Origin of the sequence: Pseudomonas bohemica, from assembly GCF_002934685.1 — a bacterium.
Lineage (GTDB): Bacteria > Pseudomonadota > Gammaproteobacteria > Pseudomonadales > Pseudomonadaceae > Aquipseudomonas > Aquipseudomonas bohemica.
On sequence record NZ_NKHL01000114.1, the window covers coordinates 26576 to 39631 of the forward strand.

12 protein-coding genes and 2 pseudogenes are annotated in these 13056 nt (G+C 57.5%); 6 read left to right on the plus strand and 8 right to left on the minus strand.

What is annotated here, in order from left to right:
- Window positions 1–168: 168 nt before the first annotated feature.
- A pseudogene (locus CE491_RS30815) lies at window positions 169–666 on the minus strand (IS3 family transposase); the annotation flags it as partial.
- A 259-nt stretch (window positions 667–925) separates the two neighbouring features.
- Here CE491_RS30815 and CE491_RS18920 point away from each other — a divergent pair.
- From CE491_RS18920 to CE491_RS18940, 5 genes are all read left to right on the plus strand, one after another.
- Entirely contained in the window at window positions 926–2092 is a 1167-nt protein-coding gene (locus CE491_RS18920; protein WP_110949866.1) for an acyl-CoA dehydrogenase family protein, read from the plus strand.
- A gap of 53 nt (window positions 2093–2145) precedes the next feature.
- Window positions 2146–3291 (plus strand): CaiB/BaiF CoA transferase family protein, encoded by a 1146-nt coding sequence (locus CE491_RS18925; protein ID WP_110949867.1) that lies wholly within the window; start codon window positions 2146–2148, stop codon window positions 3289–3291.
- 104 nt (window positions 3292–3395) lie between these two features.
- Window positions 3396–4694: a CitMHS family transporter gene (locus CE491_RS18930; RefSeq protein WP_110949868.1), complete on the plus strand. Its 1299-nt coding sequence runs from the start codon at window positions 3396–3398 to the stop codon at window positions 4692–4694.
- A 92-nt stretch (window positions 4695–4786) separates the two neighbouring features.
- Window positions 4787–5272, plus strand: a complete 486-nt coding sequence (locus tag CE491_RS18935; protein WP_110949869.1) for a MaoC family dehydratase — start codon at window positions 4787–4789, stop codon at window positions 5270–5272.
- Window positions 5269–6105, plus strand: coding sequence for an HpcH/HpaI aldolase/citrate lyase family protein (locus tag CE491_RS18940; RefSeq protein ID WP_110949870.1), 837 nt, complete (start codon window positions 5269–5271; stop codon window positions 6103–6105). Before CE491_RS18935 ends, CE491_RS18940 begins: the two co-directional genes overlap by 4 nt.
- A gap of 92 nt (window positions 6106–6197) precedes the next feature.
- On the opposite strand, the gene CE491_RS18945 is transcribed toward CE491_RS18940, so the two are convergent.
- From CE491_RS18945 to CE491_RS18960, 4 genes are all read right to left on the minus strand, one after another.
- Complete coding sequence (locus tag CE491_RS18945) at window positions 6198–7250, minus strand: IclR family transcriptional regulator (RefSeq protein ID WP_199885174.1); 1053 nt, start codon at window positions 7248–7250, stop codon at window positions 6198–6200.
- Window positions 7231–7500 carry a hypothetical protein gene (locus tag CE491_RS18950; protein ID WP_110949871.1) on the minus strand — a complete coding sequence of 90 codons (270 nt, stop codon included), beginning with the start codon at window positions 7498–7500 and terminating at the stop codon, window positions 7231–7233. Before CE491_RS18950 ends, CE491_RS18945 begins: the two co-directional genes overlap by 20 nt.
- A gap of 8 nt (window positions 7501–7508) precedes the next feature.
- Window positions 7509–7853, minus strand: a complete 345-nt coding sequence (locus CE491_RS18955; RefSeq protein WP_110950016.1) for a DUF7079 family protein — start codon at window positions 7851–7853, stop codon at window positions 7509–7511.
- A 338-nt stretch (window positions 7854–8191) separates the two neighbouring features.
- A complete protein-coding gene (locus tag CE491_RS18960; protein ID WP_110949872.1) occupies window positions 8192–8437 on the minus strand; it encodes a hypothetical protein in 246 nt (81 codons plus the stop codon).
- Window positions 8438–8615: 178 nt separating this feature from the next.
- On the opposite strand from CE491_RS18960, the pseudogene CE491_RS18965 reads away from it, so the two are divergent.
- Window positions 8616–8762: pseudogene (locus CE491_RS18965) on the plus strand (IS3 family transposase); the annotation flags it as partial.
- Between the two features lie 401 nt (window positions 8763–9163).
- On the opposite strand, the gene CE491_RS18970 reads toward CE491_RS18965, so the two are convergent.
- Genes CE491_RS18970 through CE491_RS18980 form a run of 3 tightly spaced genes read right to left on the minus strand, consistent with a single transcriptional unit; the run spans window position 9164 to window position 12747 of the window.
- Entirely contained in the window at window positions 9164–10798 is a 1635-nt protein-coding gene (locus CE491_RS18970) for a GMC family oxidoreductase (protein WP_110949873.1), read from the minus strand.
- The gene (locus tag CE491_RS18975) at window positions 10795–11334 is read right to left on the minus strand and encodes a sorbitol dehydrogenase family protein (RefSeq protein WP_234407626.1); all 540 of its coding nucleotides are present in this window, start codon (window positions 11332–11334) and stop codon (window positions 10795–10797) included. Before CE491_RS18975 ends, CE491_RS18970 begins: the two co-directional genes overlap by 4 nt.
- A gap of 15 nt (window positions 11335–11349) precedes the next feature.
- Window positions 11350–12747 (minus strand): c-type cytochrome, encoded by a 1398-nt coding sequence (locus CE491_RS18980; protein WP_234407627.1) that lies wholly within the window; start codon window positions 12745–12747, stop codon window positions 11350–11352.
- Window positions 12748–13056 lie beyond the last annotated feature (309 nt).

Genomic DNA, 13056 nt, shown 5'->3' on the forward strand with positions numbered 1-13056 from the left:
TTTTCACCGATTAGTGATGGGTCAGTGTGGCATCGGCCACTGGGTCAATTCGGCGCCAGCGCCAACACGCTGGCCAAGCACTGCTTAATTGGACATATGCCGATATTGAGATAGATCAGCCCTGCGTTGGCACATGGGTCGATTCGGCATAGGCCTCAACAGTTCAGGTGCTTCGCGGTCACAGCAATCCAGGACGAAGGTCACGCTCAGTTTGGCGCCGTCCTCGTATCGAAACTCAAAGCCGTCCGACCATTAACGCGTATCGCTGGTTTGCACCGCAATACGGCCTTCCTGTCGACGCGGCACGCCGGGTTGTTTGATCCGGCGCTCAAGCAGCAGTGTGATCACGCATCACCCGGTATACCCGCTTCACGTTGATCGTGGGTCGCAACTGGGTTTCACGCTCGCGACGCAGCAATCCCCAGCCCCTACAGTAGCCATAGCTGGGCAGCTCGCTGACTTGCTGCCTGATCTCGGCGACCAATTCCGTGTCGTTCACGAGCCGACATCGCCGTACCTTGGGCGATACCGATTGCTTGAGTCGAACCGTTAATTGCGAGCGCGCCACACCGAGACATTCGCTGACCAGCTTCACTGGTCGTCCCCCGGCAACAAGGGTGAGTGCGCAATCCATTATCGCGACCGGGCAATCTCCACGGCCTCTTTGTTAGTCATAAAGATAACCGTTTACCTATCCCTTGTCGTAAGGGGGATACGGTTTCCTGTCTTTCATGGGGCTCGTTCATTGACCACTGCAGACCTCTCTGCGCTCAAGGCCAGACGATAATTTCCCCTTCAATACCCATCTCCATCGGCGCTTAAGCCTTAAAAAGGTTGCTCACCATGATTCATAGGTATAAATTATTTTTTACACAGGTGAATTTTATGTTTTCTCAGACGTTCCAACAAGAACAACGGAGACGTGATGGATTTCCAACTCAACGAGGATCAGCTCGCTATTCGCGATTCGATCCACCGAATTTGCAAGGATTTTGGTGATGAATACTGGCTTGAACGCGACTCTGATGGCCGATTTCCCCATGAGCTTTACCGTGCGCTCGCAGGTCAGGGTTGGCTGGGCATTGCTATGGAGCCCAAATATGGCGGCGCAGGTCTGGGGATTTTCGAAGCCGCTTTGATGATGCAGACCATAAGCGGGTCGGGCGCAGGACTCTCGGGTGCGTCGGCTGTACACATGAATATTTTCGGTTTGAACCCGGTGCAGGTTTTCGGTAGCGAGGAGCAGAAGCAGCGATTTTTACCCGCATTGATTGAGGGCAAGGAGAAGGCTTGCTTTGCGGTAACAGAACCCAACACGGGCCTGGATACCACTAACCTCAAAACTTTCGCCCGTAAGGTGCCCGGCGGCTATGTGCTGGACGGTCGCAAAATCTGGATCTCTACCGCTCAAGTCGCCGATCGCATGTTGATTATCGCCAGGACAACTCCGCGCGATCAGGTCAGCAAACCCACTCAAGGGCTCTCGTTGTTTTACACCCGTCTCGACCGCGAGAAGGTAGAGGTACGCGAGATCGAGAAAATGGGTCGTAAGTCAGTGGACTCAAACATGCTGTTCATCGACGGGTTAGAGGTGCCTGAAGCGGATCTTATCGGCGAAGAAGGCAAAGGGTTCGAATACTTGTTACACGGCCTCAATCCTGAACGCATCCTGATTGCCGCAGAGGCCGTAGGGCTAGGTCAGGCAGCCTTGGCACGTGCTGTGGAATACGCGCGGGATCGCGTGGTTTTCGGACGCCCGATTGGGCAGAACCAAGGCATACAACACCCTTTGGCCCAAGCCTGGATGACGCTAGAAGCTGCGCAGTTGATGGTTTACAAGGCTGCCAGCCTATACGACGCCGGCCAGCCCTGCGGCGCCGAAGCAAATACGGCGAAATACCTCGCCGCTGAAGCCTGCAGCCAGGCCTGTCAAACAGCGGTAGCGACGCTCGGCGGAATGGGGTTCGCGAAGGAATATCACGTCGAGCGTTATCTGCGAGAAAGTTGGATTCCACGTCTCGCCCCTGTGAGCCCTCAGTTGATCATGTGTCATATCGCCGAAAAGGTTCTAGGTCTGCCCAAATCTTACTAGCGCCATCCCGGCTTCAGTGCCGGCTCTTACAAGAACAATAAGAGGTCATGCCAATGAGCTTACAAGCAAGCTTGAGCGCCCTATCCGGGCTCAAAATAGTTGACCTATCGAAGGTGCTGGGAGGCCCATATTGCACCCAAATACTGGGCGATCATGGTGCGCAAGTTATCAAGATCGAACCACCTTCAGGCGACGAAACACGGGGCTGGGGCGTGACCATTCGTGAACGCACGTCCGCCTACTTTATGGGTGTGAACAGGAACAAGCTGGGCGTCAGCTTGAACCTTGGAGATGCAGCGGATCGCCAGCAGTTGTTCAGGCTTCTTGAGGATGCCGACGTTCTGGTGGAGAACTATAAGCCCGGCACGCTAGAGCGCTGGGGCTTGAACTATGAGGCGTTAAAACTACGGTTTCCCCGGCTGATCCACTGCCGTATTTCAGGGTACGGCGATCAAGGCCCATACTCCGGCATGCCTGGCTACGACGCCGCCATTCAAGCGATGAGTGGACTGATGAGCATCAATGGCGAACAGAACGGGGAGTCGCTCAGGGTTGGCGTACCCATCGTAGACATGGTCACGGGCATGAATGCGACCCTCGGCATCCTCATGGCCCTTCACGAACGTGAGCGCAGTGGTGAGGGGCAGTTCGTGGAGGCCGCGTTGTTCGATTGCGCACTGTCCATCCTGCATCCTCATTCGGCCAATTATCTCTACGCCGGACATACGCCCCGGCGCAGTGGCAACGCCCACCCCAACATCACCCCTTACGACAAGTTCGCCACGGCAACAGGTGACATTTTTCTGGCCGTTGGAAACGATGCGCAATTTTCCACTCTTTGCCATTGGCTCGGGCTACCGACACTAATCGACGATCCGCGCTTCTCCAGCAACCAGTTGCGCAATGAGCACCGCGAGACGCTGCGCCAAGCCTTGAGTCCAAAGCTATTGGAGCACGACGGCGAAAAACTGTGCGAGCAATTGATCCACCAAGGTGTGCCTTGCGGGCCAGTGCTCGATATTCCGCAGGCACTCGCCCTACCTCAAGTCGCGGCCCGTGAAATGCTGGTCAAGATTGGCCAAGACTACAGCGGCATCGCTTCCCCGATTCGTCTGAGTCGCACACCAGCTACCTATCGTCTGCAACCTCCGCTGTTGAACGAGCACTGCGCCGAAGTCTTGCGCTCAAATACCGACTGATTCCCTGGGCAAGGCTCGATATTGGCGTCGCGCCCGTTAGAAGCCGGGAGTCAGGAGCTGCCTTGATGGGGCAGTTCATTGGGTCGTTCGGCGAGGAAAATTAAATGCTCGCAACTATTGGCTTACTGGCCATCGCCAGTCTGTTTTTGCTGATCCTGACAAAGCGTCTTTCACCACTAGTGGCATTGATCATCGTGCCCGTCGTTGCATCGCTGCTGGCTGGCTTCGGTCTGAAGACTTCCGACTTCGTGATCAACGGCATCAAGAACATTGGCCCGGTGGCGGGGATGTTTATTTTCGCAATCATCTTTTTCGGTGTGATGACCGATGCTGGGTTGCTAGATCCGATCATCAAGCGGGTATTGAAAATCGTCGGAGGACGACCACGCTTCATCGTCATGGGCACCGCGCTACTGGCGCTGCTGATTCATCTGGATGGCTCCGGAGCCGTCACCTTTCTTGTAACCATTCCCGCAATGCTACCGCTCTATGAACGCTCGGGCATGGACAAGCGGGTACTTGCCTGTGCAGTGTCGCTCGCTGCCGGGGTGAATTTCCTGCCATGGGTAGGCCCTATGCTTCGAGCCTCGGCGGCACTGGGCATACCTACAACGGACATGTTTTACCCACTCATTCCGGTACAGGTGATTGGACTCATATTTGTGTTTTCTGTGTGTTACTGGCTCGGGGTTCGAGAAGAACGACGCCTGGGTAGTGCCGCTACAGGGATAGATGTATCAGGACAATTGCCGAGCATATCCACTGAGCAGCAAGCGCTGCGCCGCCCAGGACGCTTTATCGTGAATTGCGTGATCACGCTGGTCGTTCTAACCATCTTAGTAGCGGGTTGGGTTCCCCCAGTACTGATGTTCATGCTCGGTACCGTCGCTGCACTGCTGGTCAACTACCCCGACCTGAACCAACAACGCGCCCGGGTGGATGCGCATGCTAAGGCAGCATTGATGATGGCCAGCGTTTTACTGGCGGCCGGTGTGTTCACTGGAATCATGGGTGAGTCGGGGATGCTCAGAGCCATGGCCGAAACGCTGGTGCAGCATGTGCCGCGCGAGCATGCCGAGCATATGCCGCTGATACTTGGCCTGTTGTCGATGCCGCTGAGTTTGCTGTTCGACCCGGACTCATTCTATTTCGGCGTACTGCCGGTGTTGGCCAACAGCGCGCAGATGCTTGGCGTCCCACCGATTCAGATGGGTCAGGCCGCCCTCCTCGGTCAGATGACAACCGGGTTTCCGGTCAGTCCGCTGACCCCGGCCACATTCCTCATTGTGGGCCTGACTAAAATCGATCTGGCGGATCATCAGAAATTCACCATCCCTTTTTTGTTTGCAGCCAGCGTGATTATGACGCTCGCGGCGGCAGCCATCGGGGTATTCCCGTTCTAACCGACCATGCAGGAGCCTGAGCGCCGATTGAGCTGTTCAAGTGAGTCGCAGCCAATACGAATTGACGAATTATTGAGAAGCGGGAGACGAAGATGGGCACACATTCTTCAATCGTAGAACAACGGGGCTTGTACTTCGAAGAGCTGGAGATGGGAGTGCTTTACAGCCACGCACCGGGGCGGACGCTGGATGATGGCGACAGCACATTATTCTCAGGGTTGACCATGAACCCAGCGAGTATCCATTTCGATGCCCATGACAGCGCCGCCAATGAATTCGGCACACGTCTGATCAACAGCATGCTGACGCTTTCAACCTTAGTCGGTTTAAGCGTGGGACACCTGACGCAGAAAACCCTGATTGCGAATCTAGGCTTCACCGAGGTCAGCTTTCCCGCACCGGTTTTCTCCGGCGACACGCTCTACGCGAAGACAGAAGTCACCGCCAAACGCCTGTCAAACTCTCGGCCGAACGCCGGGATCGTCCTGCTGGAACACCGTGGGTACAACCAGAACGGTGTACTGGTTGCCATAGCACGACGTCACGCGCTAATGATGCGAAAGCCGGAGGTCGTATGAAAGCAATCCGCCTCGCAGAGGCCATCCTCTTTTGTCCAGGTGATCGCCCTGACCGCTTTGAAAAGGCACTGCGTCGTGCTGACAGAGTGATCCTCGATTTAGAAGACAGTATCGCGCCTCAGTCCAAGGAAGCAGCACGCCTGTCTGTCATTAATGCCCTGCCGGCGCTCCCTGAAGGGGTGATAGTACGCGTCAATGCATCCACTACCCACTGGCACGCAGAAGACATGCAAGCCTTGCGGCAATTACGTCAACAATGCGGCGTCGCGCCGCTGATCATGCTTCCGAAAGCCGAGGATATCCAACAGCTTAAGGCACTTGAAGACTTCGACGTCATCGCGCTTTGTGAGACCGCAAAAGGGGTAGTCAACGCGCAACAGTTCGCGAAGGCCGACAACTGCGTTGCCCTTTTCTGGGGAGGCGAAGACTTGATCGCCGATCTGGGCGGACGCAGCAGCCGTGCCCACAATGGTGGCTACTATCCCGTGGTCGAGCACGCACGCAGCATGGTACTTCTAGCCGCGGGCCAGTGCGGCAAGCCCGCCATCGATGCGGTTCACATCGATATAGCGGACTTGGATGGGTTGGCTCGGGAGTCCATCCAAGCGGCTGACGTAGGCTTTACCGCCAAAGCGTGCATCCACCCCACCCATGTCAGGATCATCCAGAACGCCTTCTGCCCTAGCCTTGCGCAACGCCAATGGGCTGAAAGGGTCGTCACGGCGATACAGGCTGCTGCAGGTGGGGTCGTGAACCTCGAGGGGCAAATGATTGACGAGCCGCTTCATAGACAGGCGCTGCGAGTGCTCCAGGCGCTTGACGCCAAGGCTTAAGACATCCCGTGCATTCCCGCATAAAGGGGTGTCCGGTTTCATTAGACCACTACAGTCCGGTTTCACTAAAACACTACACTGTCAACAGAAGCTCAATCAAGGGCTAGATCAGCAGTGATTGACTTGATGCATTTCATCAGAGGTGGGGGGAATTTATTCCAGCACTGAGTCATGCGTGGCAGAGGACCTGCGATCGAGACTGCGTACCATTCCCCGGCGAAACTGAACGCGGAAGAAAGCGCCGCTAGGTCATTAGAGCTCTCACCGATATTTTCACTCCAACCACGCTTGCATACTTGTGCCAGTGCGGCGAGGTAATCTTGCGCGGACGTGATGGTGCGATCAGTGAAGCACGGCATCTCCAAACCTTCGAATCGCTTGAGAACTTCTATTTCTGCTAGCTGCGCCAAAATTGCCTTGCCGATCGAGTTTGCATGCAAAGGCCGAAGTTCGCCGACCTCAGGGGAGTACCGAATGGGTTGCGATGAATGGAGAACATGCAGGTAGAGCACCTGGGAGCCTTGTAATTTTCCCAACACGACCGTTTCATCAACTTGTTGTTGAAGATCCTGCAAATGCTCACCGATGACATTGACTAACGAGTCGCCACTGTCGATCTGCACCGCGACAGAAAGTAAACGCTTTGTCGGATAGTACCCTCCCCGTTTGCGCAACTCATAAAGATAGCCGCGTTGCGACAGCGTTCTAATGAGTCCGAGGCAACTGGACATCGGAACGTCCAACAGGCGGGCCAGCTCCGTCAATGACATCGCGCGACGCTCGCGTGCGAAGACCTCCAGAAGGTCTAGAGTGCGAGCAACCAGTTTTACTTCCATGAGTGCTACCAACGTTGAGCCAAAGGCAGAGGGTATCTTCAAGGCCGCCAATTTCACAAGTGTATGCGTGCTACTAAAGTATTCACGAAGCGGGCTTGATGGATAGAGGATTGATTCACCCGATAAAACAAAGTGAACGTTGGCTTCCTCCTTCAAGAAGGCTTGCAGCTCCTCGCTAACCGGAAGCCCTCTTCCCTGCTCGTCGCGACACCAAATCTCGAAAGATATGCCGCAACGTTCAGCTATTTCAGCTTGCGTGAGAACCAGCCGCCTGTGTTCATTTTTGAGCCTAACGGCAATGGTCGGCATCGCTCGTTTTTCGTGGATTCAGTTGTGCTTGCCGTGGCCTGCCGTGGCCGGTCAGCTTCATGCCCGGTTGCTGGTCCACCAGCAGGAACTGCTGCTTGTCGCCCGCATTCAGCTCCGGGCAATCCAACGCTTGGAAGCTAGCATTGCCGAGCATCTTCGCGGCCAGATTTCGATCGCCCAACCGAGCGGCCAGCAATACTGCGGTAACAAAGCCGTGTTCAAAATCACTGAGGGGCGTGAGTGCTTTCATTCTGCATTTCACGGAAGTGAAAGTCTGCTCATAACCTCCTGCCAGCACCGGGCGATTTCCTCAGCCACAGGCCCTCGCATCGGTTTGACAGCAACAAAGTCCCGGACGGTGATGTGTTCAAGTAGCCATTCATCTGGCCAACCTGCCCATTCTCCGACCATAGACCTGAGATTGTGCTGGAGGAGGGGGAAGAGCTCGTTCAACAGAATGCTGTGCGCCTGCTCAGGCGTGTAACTGCTCTCCCGAATCGTCCGGGCCACAAGATCAAATGTCGTAGCGTTGACCTCTGTGTCCAAGAAGAACTCCGAGAGCACTTGCCAGAGCTTCAGCCGATCACCGTCAACCGCAGTCATCGAAGTCGCCCCTGCCGCGTTGTGCCTATGCCTGAAGGAATACCGCAGGCAGCAACAAGTAAAATAGTTCTTCAATGTTTTCATGTGTTTTCCCGGATTACTGCGCGGCCAGCCGCACGGCCAACCCATTTGCCATCCTGGTATACGTCCCAACGTTTCATTGTGTCGACTCCATTTACTAGATGTAGTGGCCGATCAGTTGCGCCGGCACACCAGATGTAGTGTCAGCGTCACTCCCTAGTGCTTTCATTGTGCTTGACATTTTACCGGCGCGCTGGCCAGGTCCTTCCTAACGATGGCGAAGGCGTCTTCGCCGGGTGATTATTTTCAAGTCTCGATCAGGTCACCGCCCAGGGTGCCAGTGGCGAAAGGGTCAGCATGATCGCCAGCACAGCTACCCGGTTTTTGTAGATTCTAAGCGCGTAGATACCAAAAGCCAGCCCAGGAACCGCTGGTACCCACGAAAAGATGATATAGGGCCACATGCCTTGATAGATGATAAGCCACCACCAGAACCATGCAGTCAAAAGCCCGAAAACCATCGACGCCACGCTTGATAATGTCCAGTCCGATTTGCGCAGCATATTCGACTCTTATGTGGTTAAAGCGACTCGTACTCGGTCTGATTGACAAGGTAGGTGTGAAAAGCCCTGTCGATCAAGGTCGGAACTGATAGGTTATCGAAGGAACACTGTGTGTGTGTGTGTGCCCGATGACGCTATCACTACAACGGGGCTGTTGGCGCTGATTGAAAACTGATCCAGCGGGGATGCGGCGAAAATGGCGACCCCGGAACGGGTGCACTGGTACAACCATCAGCGCCTACTGAGCTTAATCGGGTATATACCGCCTGCAGAGGCTAAGGCGAACTTCCACCAGCAACAAGCAGGTCAGGCCATGGCAGACTGACTTAAACGAAACGGCCTCCACGAAACCCGGTGCGATTCACATTGGGACTTCAGCAGTATCTGAAATGACACCGACTTGATTCATGAGGCTCTGTTTCTACTTGCCAATTCAACCAGTCGGCCTAAATTACGCTCACGACTTTTTACGAAAGAACTTTAGGCCCGGGTAGATTGCAATGCGTAAAAACTGCTGATCTGCCGCAGCGTCTCCGAGTGAAGGTAATAACGCGCCTATTCAGCCGGAAAATAGGATTCTACTTATTCGGTTCGAATAGTGGGACCACGCTGCCTATCGAAATTCAAGCCCCTCAAAATTGCGTGCGGCTTGATTCCGAAGCGAAGCAAATGGGGGCTTCGCCGCCGAACGCGCAAGCCCGCTCCCACATGGTTACGCGGCGGTCGTCAGACCTCTTTCACCACCACATCGGCAATCCGCAGGCTGAGTGCGGCGCCGGTGAGGGTCGGGTTCACGCACGATGCCGATGGCATCACGCTGGTCCCGGCGATGAACAGGTTCGGGTGATCGTGGGTGCGGCAGTCGCGGTCCACCACCGAGTCCTTCGGATCGTCGCCCATGATGGTGGTGCCCATGATGTGCTGGCGGTTCTGGAAACCCACGTCAGTGCTGAGGATGTCGGCATCGAGCAGCTTGGCGAATTGCTGGAAGTCTTCCAGGGCCTTGGCCTTGCCGGCGTGCCAGTATTCCGGGACGCTGTAGTAGATTTCCGGCACCGGCAGGCCGATGGCGTCGAACTTGGTCTTGCTCGGGGTCACGCGGTTTTCCGGCAGCGGCAGGGTTTCAAAGTCCACCGCCCAGTTCAGCGAGCGCGCCGATTGCAGCCGGATGCCCTCGTCGAGCTTGGAGCCCAGCACGCCCTTGGCAATTAGCCCGGAGGTGATCTGCGAGGTCGGCACGGTGTTGCGCACCTTGATCTTGTAGCTGGGGTAGTCCTTGCGGAACGCGCCGTCGCGGCTGTTGAGGTACACCAGCAGCTGGGTCGGGCCTTCACCGGGCCACATGTCTTCCTTGGTCATGACGTTCATGCTGATGCCGGTGTGGTCCATCAGGTTGCGCCCGACCTGGTCGGAAGAGTTGGCGATGCCGTTGGGGTACTTGTCGGAGGTCGACATCAGCAGCAGCTTCGGGGATTCGATGCCGTAGGCCGCCAGCACGAAGGTCTTGGCCGTGAGTTTGTGCTGGGACTTGTCCGGGCGCATGTACCAGATCGCGGTGATCTTGCCGTCGTCGCCAGACTCGATCTTGTACACCACCGAGTTGTCCAGCACCTTGGCGCCATGGCGCTCGGCCTCGTCGATGTGCATCGAGCCATCGTACTTGGCGGCGATCGGGCACACCGGATTGCAGTTGTTGTTGCCGGCGCACGGTGGGCGCTTGCCGTAGGGGCGCGTGGCACGGCCGTTGGGCTCGAGGATCGGGTTGTAGCCGCCCTTGGAGAGCATTTCTGAGAGGCGCTTGAACATGTAGCTCGGCTTCAGGCCTTCCATCGGGTACGGGATCGAACGCGGGGGCCAAGCCTTGCCGCCCTGCCCGCTTTCGTCCTGGCCATCGACGCCGGACACGCCCAGTTCGGTTTCGGCGCGGGCATAGAACGGCTCGAGCTCGTCATAGCTGATCGGCCAATCGCGGCCGCGACCGTACAGGGACTTGAGACGGAAGTCGTTGGGCAGCATGCGCCACAGCGATGAGCCGAAGTGCCAGGTGGTGCCACCGACCACGCGCAGGTATGAGGTGTTGTATTTGACCGGGCCGACCTGCTGCAGGTAATCGCCGTAAGTCGACGGCGCGTGGGGCAGGCTCGGGTAAGGCGAGCCGGCACCTTGCAGCTTGGCGTTGGCCAGCGACAGCTTGACCGGCGCGTTGCGGAAGGTCTCGACGATGTCGCGGCGATTCACCCGCGGGCCGGCTTCGAGGACGATCACCGACTTGTTGGCCTTGGCCAGCTCGGTGGCGATCAGCCCGCCCATGACGCCAGAACCGATGATCACGACATCGGCATCGAATTCAGCGCTGCTCATACACGGGTTTCCTGCTTGATGACGGGTTTGGGGCCCCAGGTCGCGGGGCCTCCACCGTAAGTAGGGATAATCAGAATGCCGTGGGTCGGCTGGTACATCATGGCCTGCGAGTACGCAATCAATTCCGCGTCCACGGGCTCGCCGACGATGCCCAGGTACCAGGCCGATATGATGCTGGTGGCGGTGGCCTTGAGCGAAGCATCGCTGGCTTGCGCCAGATATTCATCGACGTGCTTGTAGCCTTGGGCGGCGATCAACTGCTGAAGGGCGACGACGTTGGTAGAGAAGTTCGGCGCGCGCTTGTCCAGCGCCTGGTAGTAACGCGCCGCCAGCACCGAGTTGACCGGGCGGCTGACGAGGAACGACGACAGGGCAACGAAATCGGCATCGCTGGCGGCGGCAGCCATCACTGACTGCCAAGGCAAGGCCGCGCCCACTAGGGTAGCGAGGCCGAGGGTCACCGAGCCGCGCAGCAGGTTGCGGCGCGACAGCCCGCGCGGGGCGTCGTCTTGAATCAGGCTTTGCGTGTGGTTCATTGAAGTATCCATTGCTCAGGCCACCTTGCGCTGGCGGCGCACGATCAACCACAACCCCAGGGCGATCAGCAGGCACACGAGCACGATGGCCGGGATGGTGAATTTCGCCAGGGTCACCAGCGGTGACGGTGGGCCGCCTGCGCGGGTCTGGGCGACATCGGCGGAGCTGACCTTCAAGGCGCTGTTGCCGAACTGGCTCAGCACGTAGTTGCTTACGTCGGCGATCTGCTGGTCGTTCAGGCGATCGGTGAACAGCGCCTCCGGGCCGAACGCCGGCATGTCGATAGCCACGCCGTCGACCTCGCGATGTACACCGAAGACAATCGCTGCCACCAGGTTGTCGGCACGGGCCGTTGCGGTGTTGTGGAACAGCGAAGGGTACTGGCTGTTGCCTTGGCCGTTGGGCTGGTGGCAGTTGGCGCAGGTGCCGCTGAAGATGTGGAAGCCTGGGTCTTCAGGTTTGCTGCCGCGCAGGGTCAGCTCATTGGCCGAGGCCTGACCGAATTCATGGCGCGCCTTGGTCTCGCCGCTGCTGACCGGTCGGGTCTGTAGCAGGTAGGCAGCGATGGCCTTGAGGTCGGTATCGTCCAGATGTTGCAGGCTGTTCTCCACCGCTTCGGCCATGGGGCCGGCGGCCTGGGCCTTGCCCTCGGCGTGGCCGGTGCGCAGGTAGGCGACCAGTTCGTCGGTGGACCAGGCACCGATGCCGCTGACTTTGTCCGAGGTGATGTTGGGCGCATACCAGCCGCCCAGCGATCCGCCCGACAGCGCCCTGCCATTATCGGCGCCCATCAGCAGATTGCGCGGGGTGTGGCAGGTGTCGCAGTGGGCCAGGGCGTTGACCAGATAGTCGCCACGGTTGACCTCGGCCGACTTGCTCGCATCCGCCTTGAAGCGCTCGGCACTGTGGAACAGGGCGTTCCAGCCGATCATCGAGGCGCGCACGTTGAACGGGAAAGCCAAGGTGGTTTTCGGCGTGGTCGCGTCTACCGGTTGCACTTCGTGCATGAAGTAGTCGTAGAGCGCAGCGATGTCGCCATCGGTCATCTTCGCGTAGGAGGTGTACGGCATGGCCGGGTACAGATGGCTGCCATCGCCCGCCACGCCATCGCGCACCGCGCGGGCGAAATCTTCTTGGCTGTAGCCACCGATACCGGCGGTTTTCGAGGGCGTGATGTTGGTCGAGTAGATCACCCCCATCGGCGAGCTGAGCCCGTAGCCGCCCGCATAGGGCTTGCCGCCCGGTGCGGTGTGGCACGCCACGCAGTCCGCGGCCACGGCCACGCCTTTGCCTGGGGACGCGTCCGCGCCCAGCGGCTCGGCTTGAGCGGCGCTCACAGCGCACAGCATCAGGGTCAGAAAAGCGGCGACGGCACGCACGGTGCCCCTGCCCTTGAGAACATTCCTAGGCACGAGTTCGATCGTTGGCGACTGCATTCAGTACTCATCACAGGTTTAGATACCGCGCGACATCAGAGGCTCGCTCGAACGGCGAATTGCAGCAGTACGATGTCATACAAGACAAAATAATATTTCACACTCTTACATTTAGCAACAAGTTAACGGCAAAACGCCACTAACCTTTTTTCGACGAAATGGCTCTAGCTAGGAGCTTTGCAGATTCGTGCCCGGAGAGCACGAATGTTATCGCCAGAGCAGGATTGACCCAGTTGCCGAAACTTTACTGACCCAGGCTCCTAACTTGGGGAACATTACCAGTGC